Raw genomic sequence first — 26,635 nt, 5'->3', positions numbered from 1 at the left:
AGCATCGGCGTGGACGCCATGTGGAACATCGCCTACGGGGATCGGGAACCGAATTCTGGCGAATCCGGCGACGGGGATTATCCAAACGGCTTGGAGGCCTTTGCTTACGAAGCGTTTTCGATCCAGCGGACCAGACTTCGGACCATGACGCCGGTGGCACCTGCATCACGATGAGGCTTGGCGGAATCAACGAAGGCGGGGCCAGCGATGTCGATGTGCACCCAAGGCACGTCGGCGACAAAGTTCTCCAGGAACTTCGCAGCGGTGATCGCGCCGCCCCAGCGACCTTCGCCGACGTTCTTGATGTCAGCGACTTTGCTTTTGACTTTGTCGTCGTACAGCGAGAACATTGGCAATTGCCAAACGGGTTCGCACTCGGATTCCGCCGCGCTTTGAACTGCGTCGCAGAGGGCTTGGTTGTTGGTCATCAAACCAGCGACATCGATTCCCAGGGCCACCATGCAAGCACCGGTGAGCGTGGCCAAGTCGACGATCGCTTGGGGCTTTTGTTGGACGGCGACGTCCAGCGTGTCGGCCAGCACCACGCGGCCTTCGGCGTCGGTGTTCAAGATCTCAATCGTTTTGCCGCTGCGGGTTTCGATCACGTCACCCAGTTTGTAGCTGTCACCGCTGACCATGTTTTCGGCCAGCCCACACAGCCCGATGACGTTGCGTGGCACCTTCAGTTTCGCGAGCGCGTTCATCACGCCAACAACGGTGGCCGCCCCAGCCATGTCGCACTTCATGTCGACCATGCCATCGCTGGGTTTGAGTGACAAACCGCCGGAGTCGAACGTGACGCCTTTGCCAACGATCACGAGTGGGGCTTCGTCGCCACCGCCATCGTGACGCAGCATCACCAAACGCGGAGGGCTGGTCGATGCTCGGCCGACAGCCAAGATCGCTCGGCAGTTTTCAGCTGCCAGTTTCTTCTCGTCCCAGATTTCGCATTTCAAACCGCAATCGCTGGCGATTTTTTCAGCGTATTGAGCGAAGCCGGTTGGGTTCATGATCGACGGTGGCTCGTTGACCAGACGCCGAGTGTGATTGATCGATTGGCCGAGCTTCTCGCCTCGCGAAACGGCTTCGGCTGAGTAACCAACGAATGCGATCGCGTCGGGAACCGAGACGGCTGGTTCACGTTGGTACAGGTGTTGGCCTTCGCATCCGGAGACCGCACCGGCGACGACGGCATCGTGGTTTTCGGCGGTGACACCATCGCCCAAGGCAAATGTGATTTGTGGGCGAGGTTTGTCGACCAAGCTGCGAACCACCGCGGCGCCCAGTTCAATGGCGGACCCTCGCGTGCGTTTGTCGCTTGCGCCCAATCCGGCGAGCACGATCCAAGGCGTTTGAGAGTCGCCGGTCGCGAAGCTGGTCAATTCGCCGGGTTTGCCATTCACTTGACCGGAGTCGCAAGCGTTTTGAACGGTCTTGGCGAGCGATTCAGGCAACGCTGAGATCGCAACACACTTCGCCGTTGCTTTGCCGTCGGAGGAATCCTCCGAATCGCCGGCCGGTTCGACGCCGAGGACCAACACACCTGCTTTGGCGAGGTCAAGTTTGGCTTCGGCGGTCAGCGTCAACGAAGGGAAAGGCAAAGGTTGCATTTTGGATCCGGTGTCAGTCGAAAGAGAAAGGAAGTGGTTGGTCAGATCAAGTTGATTTGACGAGGCGATGGTTCATGACGTGGCTTCGTCTTCATCTTTTTTGTATTGGTCGAGACGGCGGTAGAGCGTCCGGGCGCCGATCTGAAGGATCTTGGCGGCTTCTTCCCGATTGTTGCCGGTCATCTTCAGCGTTTCTTCGATTGCCCAGCGTTCAATCTCGGCAAGCGGCTTCCCAACGAAACTCATCGAGCCTTCGATCAAGGCTGGCATTGTTGCGTCGCTGCCTTCCGGTGGAGTCTCGTCAATCAATTCAGGTGGCAAGTCGTCTTCATCGAGCGACCCATCGGTGTCCAGCACCACCATGGTTTCGACAAAGTTTCGGAGCTGACGGATGTTGCCGGGCCAGTCATAAGCGAAGAACTTCTTGGTCACCGCAGGGGTGAAATGGGCAGAGGACTTCCCGTGCCGCCGCAGGAACATCTTGCGGAAATGGTCCATCAGCGTGATCACATCGTCGCGACGTTCACGCAGCGGCGGCAGTTCGATCGTCACGACTTTCAGTCGGAAGTAGAGGTCGTTGCGGAACGTTCCTGCATCGATCATCTCTTCGAGCGGTCGGTTGGTGGCCGAGATCAGGCGAACGTTGACCTTGATGGATTTGTTGCCGCCGACGCGAGTGATCTGGCTTTCTTCCAGCACTCGCAGCAGTTTGATCTGGGTGCTCATCGGCATGTCGCCAACTTCGTCCAGGAACAGCGTTCCGCCATTGGCGTACTCAAACGCACCTTCGCGATCAGAGACCGCGTCGGTGAACGATCCTTTGACGTGGCCAAACAGTTCGCTTTCGACCAGGTTTTCGGAAACGGCTCGGGTGTTGAGCGCGACGATCCGTTTGTTCTTCCGAGGGCTGTTCTGGTGAATCGCTTGGGCCACCATCTCTTTGCCGGTTCCGGATTCACCGGTGATCAGCACGGTTGCGTCAGTGGCCGCGATTCGCCGCAGACGATCGATGACCGTCTGCATCTTCTTGCTGGTGTAGATGATTCCTTCAAAGCCAAATCGCTCATCGAGTCGCTGCATCAACTCGGTGTTTTGGCGTCGCAATTCGACGTTCTCGGCGGCCTTTTCGACGATGGCCCGCAGCCGACTGGGCGTGATCGGTTTTTCGAGGAAGTTGAACGCGCCCAGTTGCATGGCTTCGACAGCGATCGGCACGGTCGCGTGTCCGGTGACCATCACGACTTCGCATTCGGGCAGTCGTTCGTTGGCCAGAGCGAGGATTTTCATTCCGTCAACGTCGTTCATCACCATGTCCGTGATGATGATGTCAAACGTTTCTCGCTGGATCAGAGCGGCAGCGTCGGGGCCGCTGGTCGCGACTTCGCAAACGTAGCCGACTTTCTCCAGGCTCTCCGTCATCGCTCGCGCATGAGCGGCCTCGTTGTCGACGACCAGCAACCGATACTTGGAACGATCGAGCGGCTCGGTGGGAGAATCAGTGGCAGCAGTGAGATCGGAAGTCATTCAAATCAGACGGATGACGAGAAGGGCTGGCGAAAAACGACCCCATTTCGTGGTCGTGAGCCCTAGATTCTAAGCCAGTCCAGGTTCCTGGGAACCATGTCTCCGAAACTGGGGTTTGGGGCTTCAATCGTCCGTCAGATGATCCTGCACAAAATGAAGGAGGGGATACTCATCACTCGACGCCATTGAAAAAGTTAAATTGACAATTGGAAATTGTAAATTTGTTTGTTCTCCAGCCGGCGAGCGACCTAATGGATCAGCGTGGTGAAGATTTAGAAGATCGGCTACTGGATTTCGCGACACGCGTCGGGAAATTGGTCGAAGCGTTGCCGGAGACCCGCCTGGGGCGGCACATCGCTGGCCAGCTGGTGCGAAGTGGCACTTCGCCCGCACCAAACTATGCCGAAGCGTGTGCCGCTGAAAGCAAGAAGGACTTTGTTCACAAGCTGGGGATCGCGTTGAAGGAGCTTCGTGAATCGCGAACTTGGGTCAAGCTAATTCTGAAGTCGGAGATGCTTTCCGATGACCGCATCAAGCCGCTTCTCGATGAGTGCATCCAACTGTGCAACATCATTGGGAAATCTGTTGTGACGGCAAAAGCAAATCTACAAAACACGAAGTAGCTGCCCTTCAACCAACAATTTGAAATTTACAATTGTCAATTTAACTTTTTCAATTGCCTTCTCCGCGGTTGAGTTCACCGAGGCAGCAGGCTCGGTGTGGGGCGACTCGGTGGATCATTCCGTCACAACCTGAAATGGATTGGCGGGAGCTTCGGATTCCTTTTGGAATTGTTCCGCCAGGTCCGCGTCCTTCTTCGAGAGTGCCGCCAGCGGGACTTCGATCGTTTTGTCGTCCGCGGATTTCAGGCGAACCTTTTCGTCTTCCACCGCCAGAAACGAGGCCTCGATCTTGAATTTCCCCGTTTTGTCGGTCCAAGTTCGGATGGCATCCATTTCGTCGAACTCCTCCGGTTCCTCCATCACCACCCGGGGTTTGGGAGCGACTCGTCGGGCTCGTGGTTCAGGCCGGGTGTGGACCGGTTGTGGAACCGTGTCCGGGGGATAACGCAACAGTGAGACATTGACCCGTTCCACTCGGCCGTGCCCACCGACGGATCGCACCGAGACTTCGTTGCGGTCATGAATCTCCGTGACTTCCACCGCCTCGTGGCCGCTGAACCGTTCTCGCGATTTGGCGAGGATCTGGCCAACAACCAAACGGCTGGCGGTGGTGACTGGGGCGCCGGTCCGCTTCACCGTCCCAACCCCACGGCTGTAATCGCGACGGTCCTCCGCCATTTGCTTGATCGATTCGTCATAGCGAGCCGCTGCGGAATAGTAGAAGGATTTCATGTTGTTGTCGGAGGTTTCGGCTCGCTTCAGCAATGCCTGCGCGAGCACCGGGTCTTGCCGTTGATTCCGGGAATTGAGTTCCGTCATCGCGCGGTGAGCCACCACGGCGGAAGAACCCGGGGCGAGTGCCTGAACCCACTGTTTTCGCTCGGCATCGGTGAATGGCCGCGTGCGTTTGAGAGCCGCTTCCTTGGCCGCGGCAATTTTGGCATCGCGTTCCTGCTGGGTCTCACGAACCAAGGCGATCGACACGGGGATCTTCACCTCCACCCCATCCTCAACTTGGAACAGCATCCGATTGATTTGCATTTGTTCGTAGAAGCCGTCGTCCAAGTTGAAGAACGCAATGCCCTCACCTTGCATCTTCAGTGGCGGATCGGATTCGGGCGCGGACAACTCGTATTGATGATCGATCTTCATCCGGTTTCGGGCCGCTGGATGAGCGACATACTTCCACTTTTCGGTCGCGATCGAGAGCTTTTTGTTGTTGATTCCAGCCCGGCTGGCGAACGAAGGTGTCATCCCAAAGGGGCTGCTAACGCGCGCGATCGTGGTCGTGTCAGAAACATCCCAGGTCACCGCGACATCGGCACCGTTGTTCGCAGCGCGTGCATTGACGGGAGCCGCGTCCGCAGGCGGCAGTGGTGCGATGGCGAGTTGGCCGATCGTGCCGAGCAGCAAACCCAGCATCTCGTCTCGCTGGGCCACCTCGACTTCACCGAGTGGCGTGATGCCCAGCAAGGCCCCGCGGCAAGAAACCGATTCGAGGGTCGGCAACGGAGAATCGTTGCTGCTGCGAAAGAACGAAGAGGGCCGGGAGAATTTGCCCTGGAGATCGCCTGTGACGGTCAGCTGGATCAGTTCTGGCGTGGCCGATTTGACGTGATAAGTCAACGAGCCGGGGTACTTGCCCGCATCCTTGCCGATGCCAATTTGAATGTTGATTTTGTAGGTGACCGACTCGCCAACCTGATTGCTGAAACGAGCGGGATCAGCCGCAGTGGCCGCAGAAACGGTGAGCAGCGAGCCGACCAGCAAGCCGCCCAGTAGCAGCGTGCCGACCAAGATTTCTTTGGGACGCTTCAATCGATGAGTCATGTTTTCGTCGCCTGACAACCATGGGGGATGAGATCCCCATCTTAATGGCTCGAAACATCGCTTGTGAACGGAAACAGCCGCGGTTGGGCGACTGTTTCCTCAAACGTTCACATTCTGACTAGCAGACTGTTGATTTAAAACGTTTGCCAGATCGAAGGATCAGCCGACGGGCGCTGGCCCACGGTTACCGGAGACGAACCGGACGCGATCGCGTTCCGGCTGACTCAATCAACAGTCGAACTAGGCGTTCTGTGCGTAGCGACGCTGCAGCGATTCGACTTCCATTGGCGTGTCACGCATCGCCACCATGGCTCGCACGGCGGCTTCGGCGGCGGCCAGCGTCGTGATGCAGGGCACTCCGTGTTGAACCCCAGCAGCACGGATCTTGCCTTCGTCTGTCCGAGCACCCTTGCCCGACGGCGTGTTCAGAATCAGCTGAACGTCGTCGTTCTTGAGGTAGTCGATCAGGTTGGGATGACCCTCGGACAGCTTCTTGACGCGGGTCACCGCAACGCCGGATTCTTCCAAGCGGACGGCGGTGCCTTCGGTGGCCAGCAATTCGAAACCCAAGTCGATCAACGACTTGCCGAGCGATTCGGCGGATTCTTTGTGGTTGGCGGACAGCGACAAGAAGATCTTGCCGGATTCCGGCAACACGGTTCCCGCAGCCAGTTGGCTTTTCGCAAACGCGATCGAGAACAGTTCACTGACACCCATGACTTCGCCCGTGCTCCGCATTTCGGGGCCGAGCACAATGTCGACGCCGGCGAATTTCCGGAACGGCAACACGCTTTCTTTGATCGAGACATGGCGTGGGATGGGTTCTTCGGTGACGCCCAGTTCTTTCAGCGTCTTTCCGGCCATGACTTTGGTCGCGATGTTTGCCACGGCAACGCCCGTCGCCTTGGCAACGAACGGCACGGTGCGGCTGGCACGTGGGTTCACTTCCAGGATGTAAAGCGTTGGCTGGTTGCCTTCGAGTTTGACCGCGAACTGGATGTTCATCAGACCAACCACGTTCAAGCGAGCAGCCAGCTTGCGAGTTGCATCGCGAATTTCGGCCAGCACCGGTTGAGTCAGACTGAACGGTGGGATGCAGCACGCCGAGTCGCCGGAGTGAACACCGGCTTCTTCGATGTGTTCCATGATTCCCATGATCACGCAGTCGTTGCCGTCACTGATGGCGTCGACGTCGACTTCAGTGGCGTCTTCGAGGAATCGATCGATCAGCACCGGTTGACCATCGGCGACGATGAAAGCTTCGGCAACGTAGCGAGCGAACTGGGCGTTGTCGTAGCAGATTTCCATCGCGCGGCCGCCGAGCACGAAGCTGGGGCGGACGAGGGCGGGATAGCCGATTCGTTTGGCTTCCACGCGCGCTTCGTCCATGTTGCGAGCGATGCCCGATGGCGGTTGCCGCAGGCCGAGTTCGTCGATCAGGCTGCTGAACAATTCGCGATCCTCGGCCGCGTCGATGGTGTCGACACTGGTGCCGATGATCGGCACACCGGCTTGTTCCAATCCACGCGCCAAGTTGAGTGGGGTTTGACCGCCGAACTGGACGATCACGCCGTCGGGCTGCATTGCATCGCAGATGTTCAGCACGTCTTCGATGGTCAAGGGCTCGAAGAACAGGATGTCCGAGGTGTCGTAGTCGGTGCTAACGGTTTCCGGGTTGCTGTTGACCATGATCGATTCGATGCCCATCTCTTGCAGGGCAAACGAAGCGTGGCAGCAGCAGTAATCAAACTCGATGCCCTGGCCAATTCGGTTGGGGCCACCACCCAAAATCACGACTCGTTTCTTGTCGCCTTTGGCTGGCACTTCGGTTTCGGATTCGTAGGTGCTGTAGTAATACGGTGTGAAGGCTTCGAACTCAGCCGCACAGGTATCGACACTCTTGTAGACCGGGCGAATGCCCAGTTCCAAGCGTTTGGCACGCACTTGTGATTCTGTCTTGGACGTGATCGTCGCGATTTGACGATCCGAGAACCCACGACGTTTGGCGTCTCGCATGGTGTCCGCATCGATGGCGTCCAGCTTGCCAATCGAGCGGAGGTTGTCTTCGGTTTCGATCAATTGTTGCAGGTGATCCAAGAACCACGGGTCGATGTTGGTCAGCGAGTGGATCTCAGCCGCGGTCATCCCGTCTTTGAACGCGTAGCGAATGTAGAAAACGCGTTCTGAACCAGGAATCGACAGCTTCGAGCGAATTTCGTCGCGGCTGGGTTGGTCTTCGGTTCCCCAGAGATCCTTGGGGTCGCTGCCGAATCCAAACGCACCGACTTCCAGTCCTCGCAGAGCTTTCTGGAAGGATTCCTGGAACGTGCGGCCGATGGACATGGTTTCGCCGACCGATTTCATCTGCGTGGTCAGCGTCGCGTCGGCTTCGGGGAACTTCTCGAACGCGAATCGCGGCATCTTGGTGACGACGTAGTCGATCGTCGGTTCGAAGCAGGCTTTGGTTTTTTGAGTGATGTCGTTGGGCAATTCCCACAAGCGATAACCCACGGCCAACTTCGCCGCGATTTTCGCAATCGGGAAGCCAGTCGCTTTGCTGGCCAGAGCCGAGCTGCGGCTGACTCGCGGGTTCATTTCAATCACGATCATTCGGCCCGTGTCAGGCTCGATCGCAAATTGAATGTTGCTGCCGCCAGTTTCGACGCCAATCTCCCGGATGACTGCCATCGAGGCGTCGCGCATCCGTTGGTATTCTTTGTCGCTCAGCGTTTGAGCGGGGGCGACGGTGATCGAGTCACCGGTGTGAACGCCCATGGGGTCAAAGTTTTCGATGGCGCAGATGATCACGACGTTGTCGTCGCGGTCACGCATGACTTCCATCTCGTACTCTTTCCAGCCGATGATCGATTCTTCGATCAAGACTTCCGTCACGGGCGATTGGTCCAGCCCGTTTTGCACCAACGAGTCGAAGTCGTCTTTGTTGTAGGCAATCGCTGAGCCACTGCCGCCCATTGTGAACGAAGGTCGGACGACGGCGGGCAAGCCCACTTCTGCGAGGGCTTTGCGTGCGTCGGCAAGCGTTCGGACGGTGAAACCGTTGCAGACGTCCAGACCGATTTTGTCCATCGCCTGTTTGAACTGCTCGCGTTCTTCCGCTTTGGCAATGACCTTGGCGTTGGCGGCGATCATTTCAACGCCGTATTTTTCCAGCACACCGTTGGCGTCCAAGTCCATCGCGACGTTGAGGCCGGTTTGGCCGCCGAGGGTTGGCAGCAATGCATCGGGGCGTTCTTTGGCGATGACCTTTTCGACCATCTGCCAGGTCAACGGTTCGATGTACGTTGCGTCAGCGGTCGCCGGGTCGGTCATGATCGTCGCTGGGTTGCTGTTGACCAGCACGACCTCATAACCCTCTTCACGCAATGCTTTGCAGGCCTGCGTTCCCGAGTAATCGAATTCGCAAGCTTGGCCGATCACGATCGGGCCACTACCAATGAGCAGAATCTTCTTGATGTCGTCGCGACGCGGCACGGAAACGATCCCAAAAGAGGGCGGAGGGGCTCGAATGGCTGGCGATTCGGTCGAGAGCCCACCAGCTGTGGGGGCCCTGATTCAACGACGCCTGCCGTGAAAATTTCGGGAAGGATAACACGGTTTGTCCTCGGCGCAGAGGACCGGGATCCGATCAAAATCGATTCGTCGCGAACTCTTGCTCGGATTCACGTTGCGAGCCCAGATTGGCGGGCAATTTCTCCGTGAGACGAATGTTCACATCGCGATGATCATTTCGAGAAACTCGAGTTCCGTCATGATTTTCAGAGACGCCCCCTCGGCGGCCAATTGGCGAGCGGTGGCTTCTTTCGTGCTCATCGTGCGCCCCGCCTGGATCGTTCGCGAATCGAGTTCACCCACCACGACCAGGTCCGTTTTTCGCGACACGTTGGTTTGGCATTTTCCACCGCAATGCGAGGTCAGTAATTCGGCTTCCTCTCGCTGCAGTTTGTGCAGGACGCCGGTGAAGACGACTTTTCGACCTTCCAGCGGACGGATGAAATCCGCTCGAATCATCAGTCGCTGCAGGTCGACCCCGCTGCCACCGATCCCACAGGTTCGCGGTGCGGCGGCAGTCGACGGTGTGGAATCGGGGACGGTTGAGCCTGCGATCACGACTTCCGGTGTTCGCAATCCGGAACGCTGTGGCGAGGACTTGCGCTTCGTTGACGCTCGCCGGGTGGTCGGGCCTTGCTTGCCCCATTCGCCAGCGGTGCCCCGCGAAAGGGAAAGCTTGGCTTCCAATTCTTCGAGGCTGGTCGCGCCCGAGTCTTCCGCTGCGGCCAAAGCAATTTTGGCGCAGGCGATCGAATCTTCGAGGGCATCGTGGTGACGGAACCGAATGCCCAACCAATCCGACAACGGTTTCAAACCAAACCGAGGTTGCTGCGGCCAAGTCCGCCGAGCGATCGCTCGCGTGCAACTGTACTGCATGTCCGGAACGGGATGATCATGCGATTCCAAGCAGGCCATCAACACGCCGAGATCAAAGCTGGCGTTGTGAGCGATCAAGCAATCGTCGCCGAGCGTGGATTGGATGTCTGGCCACAGTTCACCAAATTCAGATTCGTCACGGACCATGCCGGGGGTGATGCCGTGGATCTGAATGTTGGCCGGTGAAAACACAAACGGTCGCGGCCGAATCAGCCAGCTTGCCGAGTCAACGATCTCGCCGCCGCGAACACGGACCGCCGCCAGTTGGCAAGCACTGTCGGAGCGACGTGTCGCCGTTTCAAAATCGATTGCGGTGAAATCCATGACGCAGTTCTAAGTCCGCTCGCTTTGGGAGTGTCCTGGATTGCTCCGCAATCCAGCATGGCGTGTGCTCCAAAATCCTAATGCCGCCGGAACCAATTGACCATGCTTGATCTCTCCATGCGTCAGTGTTCTCGAGGCTTCCGAACCGGGCGATCCACGAGAACTCCGCCGGAGCCATGCCTGCAAACTCGCCCCGGACGGGGCCGTCGTGAATGAAGGACGTGTCTCGACTTGGTTTGGGCAACACCGTCTTCGACCCATTTCAAACCACGGTGAATCGTCGAGGGGGTGCGATTCACGATTTGGAATCAAGCCAGAATGTCGTGGATGACGTGGGCTTCTTCCACGCCCGTCAAACGTTGATCCAGTCCAAGGAACGGGAACGTCAATCGTTCGTGATCGATTCCCAATTGGTGCAGGATGGTGGCGTTGAAATCTCGCACATGAACCGGGTTCTCGACCACGTTGTAGCTGAAGTCGTCGGTGACACCGTGGGCGATGCCGCCTTTGACACCGCCGCCGGCCATCCAAGTGGTGAAGCAACGTGGATGGTGATCGCGTCCGTAATCCTTGTGCGTCAGTTTGCCTTGGCAATAGGTGGTGCGTCCAAACTCGCCCGCGAACACGACCAGTGTGTCGTCGAGCATCCCGCGTTGCCGCAGATCGCGAATCAGTGCGGCACAGGGTTGATCGACATCGTAGGCTTGGCCGCGAATTTTCTTGGGCAGGTGCGAGTGGTGATCCCATCCGCGGTGGAACAGTTGCACAAATCGCACGTCGCGTTCGACCATTCGGCGGGCCATCAAACAGTTGCGAGCGAACGACCCGCTCTTGTGAACTTCGGGACCATACATCGCCAAGGTGTCTTCGGTTTCTTGGCTCAGGTCCGTCAGTTCGGGCACCGAGGCTTGCATCCGAAAGGCCATCTCTTGTTGAGCGATCGTCGTCAGGATTTCGGGGTCGCCGCTTTGCTGCATGTGTTGGTGATTGAGGTCCGTGACCAGCTCCAGCATTTTTTGCCGACTTTCCCGGTTCACCCCTTGGGGATTGGAGAGGAACAAAACCGGATCACCGGAGGGTTGGAACGAGACGCCTTGATGCTTCGATGGCAAGTAACCCGATCCCCACAAGCGACTGTAGAGAGCTTGGATGTTGGCTTTGTCACCGCTCCAAAACGCGGAGTTGAGAACGATGAAATCGGGCAGGTTTTCATTCATCCGGCCGAGGCCGTAGCTCAGCCAAGATCCCAAGCTCGCTTTGCCAGGGATCTCGGATCCGGTGCAGAACAGCGTTTTGCCGGGGTCGTGATTGATCGCATCGGTGTGGGTGGACCGAATCAGGCAGATGTCATCGATCACCGTCCCCAGGTGCGGCAGCAGTTCGCTGAGGTGGATCCCGTTTTCGCCATGTCGTGAGAACTCAAACATCGACGGTGCGATGATTTGCTCCTGGCCCCGGGTCATCGCCGTGACGCGTTGCCCGTTGCTGACGCTGGGCGGCAGCGGTTGCTTGAACTGCTTGGCGAGCTCCGGTTTGTAATCGAACAAATCCATTTGGCTGGGGGCACCCGCCATGAACAGAAAGATCACCCGCTTGGCTTTGGCGGGAAAATGCAGGCCCGCCATCTCACCCGCTTTCGAATCCGCTGCCGCCGGCTTCTTCGCCGAACTGGCTTCATTGGCTTGGGCTCGCGCGACGATCGACCCCAGTGCGGCGGCTCCCAGTCCCATCCCGGTGTGCTGCAGGAACTGGCGCCGACCGGACAGGTTGGCGAGCGTTTGAAGGGCAGGGTTTTGAGTGACGTTCATGGCGAGGTCAAATGAGAGGCAGGTCGAATTCGGCGAGTTGGCTTGCGAGATCAAACGGGAGGTCATTCCCGTGTTCGAACGCAGTCCAGATTCAAGATGGAATGGACCACCATCGTCCATGCGGCCAAGCGGATTTGGTCGGGCACGGACGTCACGGACTGGACGGTTGGGGCCGTGCATCGTTGCACGAGCGCGGTGGCCTCGGCTGGCTGTGATTCATACAACGCTTGAAAGGTGTCGAGCGATTGTGACAACGACTCGAGAGCCGCGTCGGTGGGCGGTCGCGACGTGATCGCTTCGTAAGCCGCGGCCAGACGCTTTTGATTTTCGCTGTCGTCCGCGTTCCAGGTTTCCTTGTCGAGCAAGCGTTGGGCGAACGCCGTGGTCGCGCTGAAAAACTGAGGCTCGTTCATCATCAGCAACGCTTGCAGCGGCGTGTTGGTGCGCTCTCGTCTGGCAATGCAACTGTCGCGATTGGGAGCGTCGAAGATGGTCATTTGCGGCGGTGGCAAACCTCGTTTCCAAAACGTGTAAACGCTTCGTCGAACCGTGTTTTCGCCCGAATCGGGGACGTAGCTGTTGGGGTAAGAAGTTGGCATCGCAACGATCTTCCACAGACCTTCCGGTTGTGGTGGTTTGACGCTCTTGCCGTACATCGTGGGGCTGAGCAGTCCACAGACGGAAAGCACTTGGTCACGAATGACTTCGGCATCCAGTCGATAACGCGACCCACGAGCGAGCCAACGGTTCTGCGGGTCGGACTCGTAGGCGTCCGACGGTGCGATCGACGATTGCTGGTAGGCCTTGGTGTGGACGATCGAACGCATCAAGGCTTGCACGTTCCATCCCGTTTCGACGAAGTCGATGGCCAAGTGATCGAGCAACTTGGGGTGCGAGGGCGGTTGTCCTTGGGCGCCGAAGTCCTCGGAGGTCTTGACCAGCCCCACGCCGAACAGTTGCTGCCAAAAACGATTGACTGCGACCCGCGCGGTCAGCGGGTTGGAAGGATCGACCATCCAACGCGCCAGATCCATCCGCGTTTGGGTGGCGTTTGGATCATCTTTCGTGGGCATCGGTGGCAAGAACGACGGCGTGTCGCGGGGCACCACTTCGCCAGGAGCATCGTAAGCACCGCGGATCAGGATGTGAGCCGGGCGGATTTCCGCTCGTTCTTTCATCACGAGCGTCGCGGGAACGTTCACTAGAACGCTGTCGCGTTCTTGGTTCAGCTTCGCGATCGCGGCTTGGACCTGCTGCCGTTTTTGCTTGCGCTCTTCCGGTGACATTTCTGGCTCGGCCCTCCCCTCGCTTCGCTCGACCCTCCCAGAGGGAGGGTGAAGTTTGGAAGCGTCGGAGGTCGTGACGCTCGAACTTGGTTCGGCGTTTTTGTCGCTCGTCACCTTTTCTGCAGCCGGGGCTGCTTGTGGGGGTGGTTCCGGTTTGGGTTGCAGAGCTTTGGCTTCGGATTGCAAGCGAGCGATCTCGTCGTTCAGGCGAGTCAACGTTTGAGCTTGTTCGTCCGAGGGAAACTCAATGAACGGCGGTTGCAGCCCGCGTTGGAAATCGGTGCCCCGACGTCCGCCCGTCTCAGGGCCGCCATCAAAGTTGTTGAAGAACGCGTACAGCGAGTAAAAGTCTTTCTGCGAGATCGGATCGTATTTGTGATCGTGGCAAACGGCACACTGCAGGGTCAGCCCCATGAAGGCGGTCCCCACCGCCGAAACCCGGTCGACCACATTTTTCATGAAGCTTTCTTCGGGCAGCGCTGTTCCGCGATCGATGATCAAGTGCAGTCGGTTGAAGCCCGAAGCGATCAATTGATCGACGCTGGGATCGGGATGCAGGTCGCCGGCGATCTGATCCACCATGAATTGGTCAAACGGCAAGTTCTCATTGAACGAACGGATCACCCAATCGCGATACGGCGTCATCTCGCGGTAGTGATCGTGGTGCATCCCGTTGGTGTCCGCGAACCGGACGAGGTCCAGCCAGTAGCGGGCCATGTGCTCGCCAAACGCGGGCTTGGCAATCAAGCGATCAACGAGGTCTTGGTAGGCGGTTTTCGAGTCGTCGTTCAGAAACGCTTTGATCTCATCGGCAGTCGGGGGCAACCCGGTGAGGTCCAGCGACAGGCGACGGATCAGCGTTCGCCGGTCAGCTCGGGGGCGCGGTGTCAGCCCTTTGGATTCCATTTTGGATCGCACGAAGCGATCGATGGGGGAGGTCCAGTCGGCGTCCACCAACTCGGGCAACGCAGGCGGGGTTGGTGCGACGAATGACCAGTGGGCTTCGTACGGTGCCCCTTGCTCGATCCATTGTTTCAGAATCGCGATCTGCTCGGGGTTCAGCGGTTTGTGCATGTCCGGTGGCGGCATGATCGATTCGGGATCTTCCGACCCGATCCGCACCAGCACTTCGTCCAGGTCGGCTTCGCCCTCAACATCCAAGCGGAATCCCGCGGCATTGTGGTTTTCATCGGGACCGTGGCATGCGAAGCAGTGGTTCGAAAGAATCGGACGCACGTCTTCCTGGAAGGAAACCTCCTGGGTGACGGTTTCTTCCGCGGTGGCCACCGAGCAGCAGGTGAGAAGGATCGCCATGCCGAACGCCATGGCAATCGGATTCGCAGTCATGAAAACCACGGAGGGCAAGGACGCAGGCATTCGCGAGGCGGGGGTGCGAGGAGCGAATTGGGAGGGCAGGAATCTCATTTTGGTCGACTGGCAGCCAAGTCGCAACTGAATCGGGTGCCCAGGCGGTGCGATGTGGCCAGGATTGCTGTGTTTCAGGGAGGCCGATTTACAACCTGCAGAGGGGCCGGCCGGCCTCGGTTCAGCCAGGGTTTTGCTCGGGAAACGGAGTCCGGAGCGATGGCTGCCTGGGGACGAAAGAATCGTGAAACTCAAGGTGAACTCGAACTGAACTTCTGCTGTCCCCCCCTGAACCGCTATTCTTGGCAGTCGATTCGCGACTTCGTATCTCGCGACCCATCCTTGTTCAGAAAGAAAATTGTCTGATGTCCTCTGATTCCCCCTCGCCTTCCGCCTCCTCCTCTTCCCAGGCCGCTGAAGTTCAAGTCCGTTTGCCGGACGGTTCGCTGAAGACCCAGCCTGCTGACGCCACTGCGATGGACGTCGCAAAAGAAATCAGCGAAGGCCTTGCCCGCAGCGTCGTGGCAGCCGAAGTGGACGGCACAATCGTCGATTCGTTTCGTCCGCTCGGCGAAATTGCCGATGATGAAAACGTGGTTCCGCTTCGTCTGCTGACCACGCGTGATGAATCGGCGCTGGATGTCCTGCGTCACTCCGCGGCCCACGTGATGGCTCGCGCGATCATGCGGATCTACAAAGGCGTTTCGCTGGCGTTCGGTCCGACCACCTCCGGTGGTTTTTATTACGACTTCGATATGCCGGAGAAAATCAGCGAGGATGATTTTCCAAAGATCGAAGCGGAAATCAAAAAGATCATCAAAGCCAAAGAACCGTTCGAACGCTTTGTGCTCGATCGCGACGAAGCCCGCAAGCTTTGCGATGACCTCGATCAAGATTTGAAGGTCGAACACATCGAAACCGGTTTGGGCGACCAAGCCACGGTCAGCTTCTATCGCCAAGGCGAGTTCGTTGACCTTTGCCGCGGACCCCACATTCCTCACGCCGGAATGATCAAAGCGATCAAACTGCTGAGTGTCGCTGGTGCCTACTGGAAAGGCGATGCCTCCGGCCGTCAGTTGCAACGGGTCTACGGCACCGCGTTCTTCGACAAGAAAGAACTGACCAGCTACCTCGAACAACTGGAGGAAGCCAAACGCCGCGATCACCGCGTGCTGGGCAAACAGCACGGCTTGTTCGCAATCAGTCCTGAAGTCGGCCAAGGTCTGTGCCTGTGGTTGCCCAAGGGGGCTCGTGTTCGCGTCACCCTGGAAGACTTCTTGCGTCGCGAATTGCTTTCGCGTGGTTACGATCCGGTGTACAGCCCGCACATTGGTCGCGTGGAAATGTACGAAACCAGCGGCCACTTCCCCTACTACCGCGACAGTCAGTTCGCACCGTTGTTCGGCAGCGAAGTGGGCGGGTTGCTGGATGCTTGGAGCACTCGTTTGGACAAGGATGACTTGTCCAAGGATGACGAAGACAAGTTGGTCGCCGCGGCGGAAGTCTTTGGCGTCAAACTGCCCGACTACAAACCGTCTGCATCGAAAGACGCGAAAAAGGATGTGCTGCATCGTTGGCAACTCAATCATGAGCGGTACTTGCTCAAACCGATGAACTGCCCGCACCACTGTCAGATCTTTGGTGCTCAGCCACGATCGTATCGGCAGTTGCCGTTGCGGTTGTTCGAGTTCGGAACCGTTTACCGTCACGAGCAAACCGGCGAACTGAACGGGATGATGCGGGTGCGTGGACTGACGCAAGACGATGCACACATCTTCTGCACCGCCGATCAAGTCGAAGAGGAATTCCGGGCGACGATCGAACTGACCAAATTCGTGCTCGAGTCCGTTGGGCTGGACGATTACCGCGTGCAGTTGTCGCTGCGGGATCCCGACAGCAGCAAGTACGTCGGCAGCGAAGAGAACTGGGATCACGCCGAAGGTGCTCTGCGAGGTGTGCTGGAACAATCCGGTTTGTCGTTCAACGAAGAGCCCGGCGAAGCGGCGTTCTATGGCCCCAAGGCCGACTTCATGGTGCGTGACTGCATCGGTCGTTCCTGGCAGTTGGGAACCGTGCAGTTGGATTACAACCTGCCCGAACGTTTCAAGCTGGAATACAAAGGCAACGACAACGCGACTCACCGACCGGTGATGATCCACCGGGCACCGTTTGGTTCGCTGGAACGATTCACCGGAATGTTGATCGAGCACTTTGCTGGCGCGTTCCCGATGTGGTTGTCACCCGAGCAAATTCGTGTGCTGCCGTTGTCGGACAAATCCGTCGAATACGCGACCGCGGTGGCGAAGCAATTCGACGAAGCCGGGTTCAAGGTCACGGTCGATGCCTCCGACGGCAAGGTCCAAGCCAAGATTCGCAACGCCCAAATCGACTTGGTCAACTACATGGCTGTGGTGGGGCCGAAGGAAGCCGAGTCGGGACAGGTCGCGCTGCGTGACCGAATCGAAGGCGACCTGGGATCGATGCCGATCAAAGAAGCCATCGCGCGTCTGCAAAAAGAAGTCGAGACGCGTCAGGTTCGCCAAGCCGTCAAAGGCAGCACCGTTTCGATCGCCGAATCCGGCGGCGCCGCCACGGATTATTGATCGAGGGTTTTCCGTCGCCGGCGGTCTCCGCGAATGGTCTTGCGTGTTCGGACGATCCAACAACCGCGGAGCGGTGACATTCGTCAGCCTCGGGTTTCAACCCGAGGTTTGGAGTGGCAGCACGAAGACCGGCCAGCCGCGGAGCGGCGACAGGTGTTTGCGACGTGTTTCCGGCTGCCGTCACTCTGCGACTCGGGTGGCGCCGGTGGCGTCACGAGACCTTGGGTTGAAACCCAAGGCTATCGGCTGCCGTCGCTCCGCGACTGATTGTGCCGAAGACTGAACCGCGGAGCGGTGCATTCGTCAGCTTCGGGTTTCAACCCGAGGTTTCGGGCGGTAACACCGAAGACCGGCCAGCCGCGGAGCGGCGACAGGTGTTGCGACGTGTTTCCGGCTGTCGTCGCTCCGCGACTTGGGTGGCGCGGGTGGCGTCACGAGACCTTGGGTTGAAACCCAAGGCTATCGGCTGCCGTCGCTCTGCGACTGGTTGCGCCGGGGACTGAACCGCGGAGCGGTGACATCTGTCAGCCTCGGGTTTCAACCCGAGGTTTCGGGCGGTAACACCGAAGACCGTCCAGCCGCGGAGCGGCGACAGGTGTTTGCGAGGTGTCTCCAGCTGCCGTCGCTCTGCGACTTGGGTGGCGCGGGTGGCGTCACGAGACCTTGGGTTGAAACCCAAGGCTATCGGCTGCCGTCGCTCTGCGACTGGTTGGGCCGAAGACTGAACCGCGGAGCGGTGACATTCGTCAGCCTCGGGTTTCAACCCGAGGTTTGGAGTGGCAGCACGAAGACCGGCCAGCCGCGGAGCGGCGACAGATGTTTGCGACGTGTTTCCGGCTGTCGTCGCTCCACGACTTGGGTGGCGCGGGTGGCGTCACGAGACCTTGGGTTGAAACCCAAGGCTATCGGCTGCCGTCGCTCCACGACTGGTTGTGTCGGGGACTGAACCGCGGAGCGGTGACATCTGTCAGCCTCGGGTTTCAACCCGAGGTTTGGGCGGCAGCACGAAGACCGGCAAGCCGCGGAGTGGCGACAGGTGTTTGCGACGTGTTTCCGGCTGCCGTCGCTCTGCGACTGGTTGCGCCGGGGACTGAACCGCGGAGCGGTGACATTCGTCAGCCTCGGGTTTCAACCCGAGGTTTGGAGTGGCAGCACGAAGACCGGCCAGCCGCGGAGCGGCGACAGGTGTTTGCGACGTGTTTTCGGCTGCCGTCACTCTGCGACTCGGGTGGCGCGGGTGGCGTCACGAGACCTTGGGTTGAAACCCAAGGCTATCGGCTGACGTCGCTCCGCGACTGGTTGGGCCGGATCCGTTCGTGACTGATCTGATCGCGACCGATCGATTCGCGACTGGTTGTGCGGGGGACTGAACCGCGGAGCGGTGCCCGCCTCAGGCCGAGGCGATGGCTTGCCAGAGCGAGGCCGAGGCTTGGATGCCTCGGTGGAAATCCTCGAGCGAGAACTTTTCATTGGGGCTGTGAGCGGCATCGTCGTTTTGGCCCCAGCCGAGCAGCAGGCAGTCGCAGTCCAGAACTTCTTGGAACCGCGCCAGGATCGGAATCGAGCCGCCTTCGCGAATCATCACGGGCGGCGTTCCGAAGGCCTTTTCGACGGCGACGCTGGCTGCCTTGGCGTAGCGACTGTTGGCATCCGCCAGCATGGCACCGGCACCGTGATCGGGTTTCAACGTCCAGCGAATGCCTGGTGGGCAATGACGCTCTAGGTGGGATTCGATCAACCCGGTCAAACGTTTCGGGTCTTGGTTGGGCACCAGTCGAAAGCTGAATTTCGCGGACGCTTTGGCTGGCAACACGGTTTTCACGCCTTCGCCTTGATGCCCTGACGTCAGGCCGTTGATGTCCAGCGATGGACGAGCCCAGCGTCGTTCGTCGGTGGTGTAGCCCGCTTCGCCGTGCAGTTCGGAGGCACCGACGCTGTTGGCGAATTCAGCGTCGTCGGCACCGAGCTGCTTCCAGGCTTGGCGTTCGATTTCGGGAATCGCGGCGACATCGTCATACAGTCCGTCGATCGCAATTTTTCCGTCAGTGTCTTTCATGCTGGCCAGCAACTGGCACAGGGCCATGGCGGGGTTGGCGACTGCGCCGCCGAAACTGCCGCTGTGCAAATCGTGGCTGGGGCCATCGACGAACAACTCGTACGTCGCGATCCCACGCAATCCGCACGTGACGGCGGGACGGCCGGGGCCGTACTGGCTGCTGTCGCTGACCACGACGACGTCGCAGGCCAGCTTTTCAGCGAGCTGAGGCAACCATTCGTCCAGGTTCTTGCTGCCGACTTCCTCTTCGCCTTCGATCAGGAATTTGATCTGCAACGGCAGAGCTTGTCCGCTGGCCAGCCAGTCACAAACGCTGTGGATGTGCGTCAGGACTTGGCCTTTGTCGTCCGTCGCACCGCGAGCAAAGACTTTGCCGTCGCGGACCACGGGTTCGAACGGTGGGCTGGTCCACAGTTCCAGGGGTTCCGGTGGCTGAACGTCGTAGTGTCCGTAGACCAGGGCCACGGGGGCGCCCGGGACGGGTGGGGTGGAGGCGACTAGCAGGGGGAACCCGTTGGTGGAGATGGATTCGGTCTGCAGGCCGGCCGCGTTCATTTTTTCCCGCAGCCAATCGGCGGCACGCTGCACATCGTCGTGGCGAGACGAGTCACTGCTGATGCTGGGGATCTTCAACCACTCGATCAACTCCGCTTCGTGACGCTGCTTTCCCTCGTCCAGTCGCGACTGAACCTCCGTGGGCAAGGGGGAGGCGGAGGGAGTGGCAGGGGTGGAAGATTGTTCGGGTTGGGACATTGATTTGCATTGCGAAAGAGAATCAAGCGGCGTGCCCTCGAATACGGAAAAATCCGTAATTGAGGACTAACAGGTCTATCTGGACGTCCTTACAATAGCACTTCGCAAACCAAAACAGGACCACCAAGCGGCAGGGTAACACGCCGCTGATTGCACCAGATTTCAAGAGGAGCTGTTGGAAGCATGTCCGATTATTCCGCCGCCGTTGCCGAGCCCGATGTGGTCACGGAAGAAGAACAATGCAGCGACCGCAAGCCAAAACGGCAACCGCCTTATCACGTCATTCTGTGGGACGACACCGACCACAGCTATGACTATGTGATTTCGATGATGAAGCGTTTGTTCCGCATGCCCATCGAAAAAGGCTATCAAGTCGCAAAAGAGGTTGACAAAAGTGGCCGTGCGATTTGTATGACCACCACGTTGGAACTGGCGGAACTGAAACGCGATCAAATCCACGCGTTTGGCAAAGACGAACAATTGGACCGTTGCAAAGGCAGCATGACTGCCACCATTGAACCGGCTCGTGGCTGAACGAGCCCGAGGCTGAACAGGCATTCTTTTCTGATGACGGCGAAAATTCGAACCCGCACACTGGGCTGCAAGGTCAACCAGTACGAAACCGAACTGGTGCGACAGGGCCTGCAAACGATCGGGTACGAAGACGCCAGGGATGGTGAATCGGCCGATCTGTGCATCGTCAACACGTGCACGGTCACGGAAACGGGCGACGCGAAAAGTCGGCAAGTTGTCCGGCGGTTGCATCGCGAAAATCCCGACGCTCGAATCGTGGTCATGGGCTGTTACGCCACGCGGGCTCCCGAGGAAGTCGGGGCTCTGCCCGGCGTGGTCGAAGTCCTGACCGACAAACGAGAACTGGGCGATTTGATGGGCCGCTTCGGCGTCATCGATGTGCCCACCGGTTTGTCCGGGTTCGCTGGTCGAAAACGAGCCTATGTGAAGGTCCAAGACGGATGCTTGCTTCGCTGCAGTTACTGCATCATCCCGATGGTGCGTCCGAAGTTGCATTCCCGACCCAGCCAAGAGATTGTCGACGAGGTCACTCGGTTGGTCGACGCGGGACACCGCGAAGTCATCCTGACCGGCATTCACTTGGGCCACTACGGAGTCGACTGGAACCGCAACAAGCCTCGTGAAGAATGGGTGCGGCTGGCGCACTTGGTCAAAGACCTGTGCCAGATCCCCGGCCAATTCCGAATTCGAATGAGCAGCATCGAGGCAACCGAGGTCACGCGAGAATTGATTGGCGTGATGGCCGAGTTCCCCGACAAGGTCGTGCCGCACCTGCACCTGTGCTTGCAATCGGGAAGCGATTCCGTCCTGCGTCGCATGCGACGTCGCTGGGGCACGAAGATGTTTCTCGACCGTTGCCGTCTGGTTCGCGAATCGTTGGACCGACCCGCGATCACGACGGACATCATCGCGGGATTCCCCGGTGAAACCGAAGAGGAATTCGAGCAAACATTGCAGACCTGTCGCCAAGCGGGTTTCTCAAAGATTCATGCGTTCCCGTTTTCGGCTCGTCGCGGGACTCCCGCCGCCGAACGCGACGACCAACTCGACAAAGGTTTGATCTCCGAGCGAGTCGACCGGTTGGGGGAAGTCGAAGCCGAACTGCGAGACGAATATCACCGCTCGTTGCTGGGCACGAACGTGGAGTTGTTGGTCGAGGAAGTGACACCCGACGGGCGACTGCAAGGCACGACGTGTCGCTACGCACCTGCCTCGCTGGATCGTCCTCGCCAAGCCGAAGACGCGGACGCACTGCGTGAAAATGACTTGGTCACCGCGCGAGTGGTTGGCATCCAAGACGATCGATTGGAACTGACGCTGCATCGCAGCGAAGTCTTCGGGTAGCGAAACTCGTCAAGAGTTTCGATTTGCATTCTGGATTGCCGAAAGTCTTGACGACTTCTGCTCCGGCCAGAACCTCCATTCCTATTTGAGACACAGCAATCGCGTGAATTCACTGCCTCGCAAGGACGACGTTGCCACCGTCGATGAGCTGAAAGCGATCGTGCATCAGTTCGTCGATGAACGAAATTGGCATGAGTTCCACCAGCCCAAGAATCTGGTGATGTCACTGGCGATTGAAACCGCCGAGTTGATGGAGCATTTTCAGTGGTTGACGCCGGAAGAATCCGCTCGCGTGAAGGACGACGAGCAGAAGCTTCATGAGGTCGGCGAAGAGGTCGCCGATTGTTTGGCGTATCTGCTGGCGATCGCGAACAAGTTGGACATCGATTTGGCGACCACGCTGCGGGCCAAAATGATCCGCAACGCGGTCAAGTATCCGGCCCCGAACGACGCGTAGGCCAGGTTCCTCGTCGCCGGATTCGCCAGAATTCGGTCTCGCAACTGTTCGCCCGCCTGAAGACCGAATTCTTGGCGAATCCGGCTACCTGTAGGCCAGGTCTTACCTGGCGATGGTGATTGGCCGGTGAGACTCGACCTTGTGAAGTTCGTCGTTGACGCCTCGCTTTGTTCCAAAGCGTCGGCGTGGGAGCCATGTGGGACATGGCCTACGGGCGCCAACCGAATTCTGGCGAATCCGGCTACGGTTGGTTTGCCGGCTTGGCTTACGAACCGACGTAGCGATCGTAAATTGATCTCGCATGAGGGATGTCACGGACGCCGCTGATCACGGCTCGGCCGTCGCGAAAGAGCGTCAGGGTTTGGTCGTCGGGCAATTGAAGACGCGTGAAAAAGCGGGTTGCTTGGACCGGCGCGACGCTGTTCCAACGCTCGGCAATCTTGGCCAGGTCGATCCGGTGACTTCCGCCGGGAATTTGAACCGCGTTGCGGCCGCACAACGTTTCGGCTTGCGAAACGCCCGCTTCCGCTGCATCCAGGAATGCTCGTTGGCCACCTGAGCAAGCCGGGCATTGGCTGGACAGCTGATCGTCGATCGCGATCTCTCGAATTTGGTTGCGCCACAGATCAACCGAGAGCACACGCGGGTTGATCGCAGAGGCGTTGCCCGAGAGATACTTGAGTGCTTCGGAGGATTGCAAGCTGGCGATCAGGTGCGTGGCTGGGCCGATCACTCCTGCGGTATCGCAGGTGGCCACTTCGCTGGGGTCGGGAACCTCGGGGACGAGGCAGCGGAAGCAGGGGGACACGCCGGCGAAGAAACGAACCTGTCCGTTGGCACCGACGCAGCCTCCGTGAACCCAAGGGGTGCCGGTCGAGAGCGACCAATCGTTCAGCAGCAGACGCAGCGTGAAGTTGTCGGCGGCATCGAGAACCAAATCGACGTCGCGAAGGTGTTCCGCGATGTTTGCCGGATGGATGTCCGCGACGACTTCTTCGATCACCACACTGGAATTGATTTCGCGAAGATGACTGGCGGCGGCCTCGGCTTTGGCGAGGGCTTGCTCGGCATCGGATTCCACGTACAGGCTTTGACGCTGCAGGTTGCTCCACTCGATCAGATCACGATCGATCAGACGAATGTGACCGACACCGGCGCGAACGAGCAGTTCCGAAGCGACGGAGCCGAGGGCACCACAGCCGAGGATCGCAACCCGCGCCGATTCAATTTTGGCTTGCCCCGTTTCGCCGATGGGGGCGAATTGCGATTGGCGGAGGTATCGATCGTTTGGGTCGGAGATCGCCATGGAATCAAAGTGCCTATCCGAAAAGGGGGCTGACCCTCTCCGGCGAGCCCGTGAAGAACCGTCTGAAATGAGCCGCTTCCAAAGGGGCAGTCCCCTACCCGGAATGGCTTTCAAGCACAAAGAATGCAAAACGAGTGGGCTTGTAAGCCGGGTTCTGTGCCGATGCGAGCATCGACGGTGACCATTTATCTGTGCACGACGATTGCTCGTCGCCTCCACTGCGACCTACCCGGGTGTCGATAACGAGGCGGGCCGCCTCGATGATGCACCCTGTTTGGTCTAGCTCCGGATGGGGTTTACCAAGCCGATCAAGTCACCCTGATCGCTGGTGCGCTCTTACCGCACCGTTTCACCCTCACCACGCATGACACCGCAAGCGATGTCACCGTTCGGCGGTCTGCTCTCTGCTGCACTTTCCCTAACCTCGCGGCCGGTCGACGTTATCGACCATCCTGCCCTACGGAGCCCGGACTTTCCTCCAGCCGGAAACGCGGGAACCGCGAACCGTGCCAGCGATCACCCCGCCCACTCGTCTTGCAACGACCAGGATAGCATGCCGGCTACTTTGCAACAGCCAAGTTCTGCGAACGCAGTCCGGTCACGTATTCGTGGGCCACGTTCATGACCTCTTTGTTGTAATACGTGTCACGGAAGATCTCCTCGTTGTTGAGAACATCATCGAGTTCCTCTTCTTCGGCTTCCGTTTGGGCTTCGCGTTCGGCCCGGCGACGCAGGAACTCTTCTTCGTTCAGCGAAATGCTCTTTTGGTCTTTTTCGCGAACGTAGAGCTCAATCCGACGCATCAACTCGTTGAATTCCTTGTCCTGTTGGACTCGGTTTGCGGAATTGATTCGCATTTGGTTGAGCAGGCTGTCCGGCGTCATCGCGTACAGGCTATGTTTGGCCAACGGGACCTTGTCGAATTCGAGGGCGTATTCGAGGTCGCCTTCGGCAACGGGGAGCTTGCTGGTCATGCTGGGCAGAACCAAGTCCGCTTCGACGCCTTTGAGCTGAGTGCTCTCTCCGTCGGGCAGGTAGAACTGTTGCAACGTGACTTTGAGAGCCCCGTAATTGGCGTTGTTGCTGCGGAACAGGCTTTGACCGATGTCCATCAGCGTCTGAACCGTGCCTTTGCCGTGGGTGGCCGGGTCTCCGACGACGATCCCGCGGTGGTAGTCTTTGATGGCACCGGCGAAGATTTCGCTGGCACTCGCACTCAGTTTGCTGGTCACGACCACCAAGGGGCCATCCCAAACGGTGCCGCTTTGGTCGTCGGCGTATTGTTGGACCGACCCGTCTGAGTTCTTGACTTGAACCACCGGGCCGCGGTCGATGAACAATCCGGTCAAACTGATCGCTTCGGTCAAGCTGCCGCCACCGTTGCGAGTCAAGTCGAGGACCACGCCACCGACATTTTGTTCCTTGAAGTCTCGCAGGATTCGTTCGACGTCACGGGTGCTGCTGCGGTAGTCCACTTCGTTGCGACGAGCGGCTTCCATGTCCATGTAGAAGCTGGGCAGATTGATGTAGCCAAGCTTGACCTTTCCCTGCCCTGGCATTTCGTGATCGATCACTTCGCCGCGAGCAGCGGAGTCTTCGAGTTCGATGCGAGCGCGAACGATTTTGAAAATCTCTTCGTTGCCTGTGCCACCGGGACGAACGGCCAATCGCACGACGCTGCCAGCCCGACCACGAATCAGCTTGACGACTTCCTTGAGAGGCATTTCCACGATGTCGACCATCTCGCCTTCCGCGTCTTGGCCAACGGCGACGATCACATCGTCTGGCTTCAGTTTGCCGTGCGAGTCAGCCGCTCCGCCTGGGATGACTTGACGCACAACCGTGTTGCCGTCTTTCTCGCCCAAGGAGGCACCGATGCCATCCAGGTTCAGACGCATGCTGATCGCGAAATCTTCGAGCGTCGCAGGCGACATGTAAGTCGAGTGTGGGTCGTAACCGTTGGTCACCGAGGTGAGGAACAGTTCCAACAAATCATCCGAGCTGGTTTGTTTCCAACGGCGAGCGTAACGTGCGTAACGGCGACGCAATTGATCCTTGGCGTCTGCGGTGATTTCTTCCTTGGTCAACTCGGGTTCATCAGTCTCCGAGTCGTCTTTTGTGTCCGCCTTTTCGTTCCGCAAATCCAACAGCGCCAATTTGATCTGACGACGCCAGCGGTCCCGGGCTTCGTCCGCGTTGCGAGCGAACTGGGTGGCATCGCGGTCGATGATGATTTGTTCGTCGCGGGTGAAATCAAAGTCACTGTCGAGCAACTCCATCACCACGGCAACACGTTCATCGACACGCTGAGTGAATCGGCCGTAGATGTAATACGCCAAGCTGAGGTCGCCCAAGCGAACTTGGTCATCCACCACTTCGGAGTAACGTTTGAATTCGTCGACATCGCTCTGCAAGAAATACAGCTTCATCGGGTCGAAGGATTCGAGAAACAAATCCAAAGCTCGACGACTGATTTCGTCATTGAGTTCTCTGCCCGAAACATGATTGCTGGGCATCAGTTTGGCGATCAGCTTCGCGATCACTTTGTCCTGAGGCGTGGGCTGCGGAGGAGCGACTTGTTCCGGTGCGGCCCGCTCGACGACTTGTTCCTGCGCGGCGGCGGGTTGTGGAAGCGGTGTGGAACCGATGCACCCCACCGCGAGGAACGCGACGGGAAGGATTTGACGAAACGACATAGATCACGATCGGGTAAAAGGAAAAACCGACAGAGGTTGGAGGAATGCGTGCCTACCAAAATAGGGCATT

Annotated in this window: 15 protein-coding genes and 1 other RNA gene; 5 read left to right on the top strand and 11 right to left on the bottom strand. The window is 58.6% G+C overall.

The annotated features are described in order from the left end of the window. Positions 1-104 precede the first annotated feature (104 nt). Positions 105-1,610 carry a leucyl aminopeptidase gene (locus PSR62_RS24950; RefSeq protein WP_274405666.1) on the bottom strand — a complete coding sequence of 502 codons (1,506 nt, stop codon included), beginning with the start codon at positions 1,608-1,610 and terminating at the stop codon, positions 105-107. 72 nt (positions 1,611-1,682) lie between these two features. Continuing rightward, on the bottom strand, positions 1,683-3,134 hold the full coding sequence (locus PSR62_RS24945) for a sigma-54-dependent transcriptional regulator (RefSeq protein ID WP_274405665.1): 1,452 nt from the start codon (positions 3,132-3,134) through the stop codon (positions 1,683-1,685). Between the two features lie 221 nt (positions 3,135-3,355). Between PSR62_RS24945 and PSR62_RS24940 the strand changes: the two genes are divergently transcribed. Then, positions 3,356-3,757, top strand: a complete 402-nt coding sequence (locus tag PSR62_RS24940; protein WP_274405664.1) for a four helix bundle protein — start codon at positions 3,356-3,358, stop codon at positions 3,755-3,757. A gap of 114 nt (positions 3,758-3,871) precedes the next feature. Here the strand turns inward: PSR62_RS24940 and PSR62_RS24935 are convergent, their stop codons facing one another. The 5 genes from PSR62_RS24935 to PSR62_RS24915 form a co-directional block, all read right to left on the bottom strand. Further along, entirely contained in the window at positions 3,872-5,587 is a 1,716-nt protein-coding gene (locus tag PSR62_RS24935) for an SHD1 domain-containing protein (protein ID WP_274405663.1), read from the bottom strand. Positions 5,588-5,827: 240 nt separating this feature from the next. Beyond that, on the bottom strand, positions 5,828-9,079 hold the full coding sequence (gene carB / locus PSR62_RS24930) for a carbamoyl-phosphate synthase large subunit (RefSeq protein ID WP_274405662.1): 3,252 nt from the start codon (positions 9,077-9,079) through the stop codon (positions 5,828-5,830). A 237-nt stretch (positions 9,080-9,316) separates the two neighbouring features. Then, on the bottom strand, positions 9,317-10,357 hold the full coding sequence (locus tag PSR62_RS24925; protein WP_274405661.1) for an exonuclease domain-containing protein: 1,041 nt from the start codon (positions 10,355-10,357) through the stop codon (positions 9,317-9,319). A 308-nt stretch (positions 10,358-10,665) separates the two neighbouring features. Beyond that, the gene (locus PSR62_RS24920; RefSeq protein ID WP_274408297.1) at positions 10,666-12,165 is read right to left on the bottom strand and encodes a DUF1501 domain-containing protein; all 1,500 of its coding nucleotides are present in this window, start codon (positions 12,163-12,165) and stop codon (positions 10,666-10,668) included. Between the two features lie 62 nt (positions 12,166-12,227). Continuing rightward, positions 12,228-14,876, bottom strand: coding sequence for a PSD1 and planctomycete cytochrome C domain-containing protein (locus PSR62_RS24915; RefSeq protein WP_274405660.1), 2,649 nt, complete (start codon positions 14,874-14,876; stop codon positions 12,228-12,230). 305 nt (positions 14,877-15,181) lie between these two features. Here PSR62_RS24915 and thrS point away from each other — a divergent pair, with 305 nt between their 5' ends. After that, the gene (gene thrS, locus PSR62_RS24910; RefSeq protein ID WP_274405659.1) at positions 15,182-17,419 is read left to right on the top strand and encodes a threonine--tRNA ligase; all 2,238 of its coding nucleotides are present in this window, start codon (positions 15,182-15,184) and stop codon (positions 17,417-17,419) included. Positions 17,420-18,809: 1,390 nt separating this feature from the next. On the opposite strand, the gene PSR62_RS24905 is transcribed toward thrS, so the two are convergent. Then, positions 18,810-20,228 (bottom strand): dipeptidase, encoded by a 1,419-nt coding sequence (locus PSR62_RS24905; protein ID WP_274405657.1) that lies wholly within the window; start codon positions 20,226-20,228, stop codon positions 18,810-18,812. 183 nt (positions 20,229-20,411) lie between these two features. On the opposite strand from PSR62_RS24905, the gene PSR62_RS24900 reads away from it, so the two are divergent. The 3 genes from PSR62_RS24900 (at position 20,412) to PSR62_RS24890 (ending at position 22,563) form a co-directional block, all read left to right on the top strand. Then, positions 20,412-20,762: an ATP-dependent Clp protease adaptor ClpS gene (locus PSR62_RS24900; RefSeq protein WP_274405656.1), complete on the top strand. Its 351-nt coding sequence runs from the start codon at positions 20,412-20,414 to the stop codon at positions 20,760-20,762. Positions 20,763-20,795: 33 nt separating this feature from the next. Next, positions 20,796-22,106, top strand: coding sequence for a tRNA (N(6)-L-threonylcarbamoyladenosine(37)-C(2))-methylthiotransferase MtaB (mtaB, locus tag PSR62_RS24895; RefSeq protein WP_274405655.1), 1,311 nt, complete (start codon positions 20,796-20,798; stop codon positions 22,104-22,106). Between the two features lie 103 nt (positions 22,107-22,209). Further along, entirely contained in the window at positions 22,210-22,563 is a 354-nt protein-coding gene (locus tag PSR62_RS24890; RefSeq protein WP_274405654.1) for a nucleotide pyrophosphohydrolase, read from the top strand. 265 nt (positions 22,564-22,828) lie between these two features. Here the strand turns inward: PSR62_RS24890 and PSR62_RS24885 are convergent, their stop codons facing one another. The 3 genes from PSR62_RS24885 to PSR62_RS24875 all read right to left on the bottom strand — a co-directional run bounded on the left by PSR62_RS24885 (position 22,829) and on the right by PSR62_RS24875 (position 26,565). Next, the gene (locus PSR62_RS24885) at positions 22,829-23,869 is read right to left on the bottom strand and encodes a ThiF family adenylyltransferase (RefSeq protein WP_274405653.1); all 1,041 of its coding nucleotides are present in this window, start codon (positions 23,867-23,869) and stop codon (positions 22,829-22,831) included. Between the two features lie 127 nt (positions 23,870-23,996). Next, positions 23,997-24,401: RNase P RNA component class A (gene rnpB / locus PSR62_RS24880), an RNA gene on the bottom strand. 28 nt (positions 24,402-24,429) lie between these two features. Next, positions 24,430-26,565: a carboxy terminal-processing peptidase gene (locus PSR62_RS24875; protein WP_274405652.1), complete on the bottom strand. Its 2,136-nt coding sequence runs from the start codon at positions 26,563-26,565 to the stop codon at positions 24,430-24,432. Between the last annotated feature and the right edge of the window lie 70 nt (positions 26,566-26,635).

This window comes from Rhodopirellula sp. P2 (assembly GCF_028768465.1).
GTDB lineage: Bacteria > Planctomycetota > Planctomycetia > Pirellulales > Pirellulaceae > Rhodopirellula.
Note: the sequence above shows the minus strand (reverse complement) of the source record. Positions and strands in the feature narration are given on the sequence as shown.

Excerpts from the sequence above, each read along its gene's own strand:
- PSR62_RS24950 (WP_274405666.1), bottom strand. The coding sequence starts at position 1,610 with ATGCAACCTTTGCCTTTCCCTTCGTTGACGCTGACCGCCGAAGCCAAA.
- PSR62_RS24945 (WP_274405665.1), bottom strand. The coding sequence starts at position 3,134 with ATGACTTCCGATCTCACTGCTGCCACTGATTCTCCCACCGAGCCGCTC.
- PSR62_RS24935 (WP_274405663.1), bottom strand. The coding sequence starts at position 5,587 with ATGACTCATCGATTGAAGCGTCCCAAAGAAATCTTGGTCGGCACGCTG.
- PSR62_RS24925 (WP_274405661.1), bottom strand. The coding sequence starts at position 10,357 with ATGGATTTCACCGCAATCGATTTTGAAACGGCGACACGTCGCTCCGAC.
- PSR62_RS24920 (WP_274408297.1), bottom strand. The coding sequence starts at position 12,165 with ATGAACGTCACTCAAAACCCTGCCCTTCAAACGCTCGCCAACCTGTCC.
- PSR62_RS24915 (WP_274405660.1), bottom strand. The coding sequence starts at position 14,876 with ATGAGATTCCTGCCCTCCCAATTCGCTCCTCGCACCCCCGCCTCGCGA.
- thrS (WP_274405659.1), top strand. The coding sequence starts at position 15,182 with ATGTCCTCTGATTCCCCCTCGCCTTCCGCCTCCTCCTCTTCCCAGGCC.
- PSR62_RS24905 (WP_274405657.1), bottom strand. The coding sequence starts at position 20,228 with ATGTCCCAACCCGAACAATCTTCCACCCCTGCCACTCCCTCCGCCTCC.
- PSR62_RS24900 (WP_274405656.1), top strand. The coding sequence starts at position 20,412 with ATGTCCGATTATTCCGCCGCCGTTGCCGAGCCCGATGTGGTCACGGAA.
- mtaB (WP_274405655.1), top strand. The coding sequence starts at position 20,796 with ATGACGGCGAAAATTCGAACCCGCACACTGGGCTGCAAGGTCAACCAG.
- PSR62_RS24885 (WP_274405653.1), bottom strand. The coding sequence starts at position 23,869 with ATGGCGATCTCCGACCCAAACGATCGATACCTCCGCCAATCGCAATTC.
- PSR62_RS24875 (WP_274405652.1), bottom strand. The coding sequence starts at position 26,565 with ATGTCGTTTCGTCAAATCCTTCCCGTCGCGTTCCTCGCGGTGGGGTGC.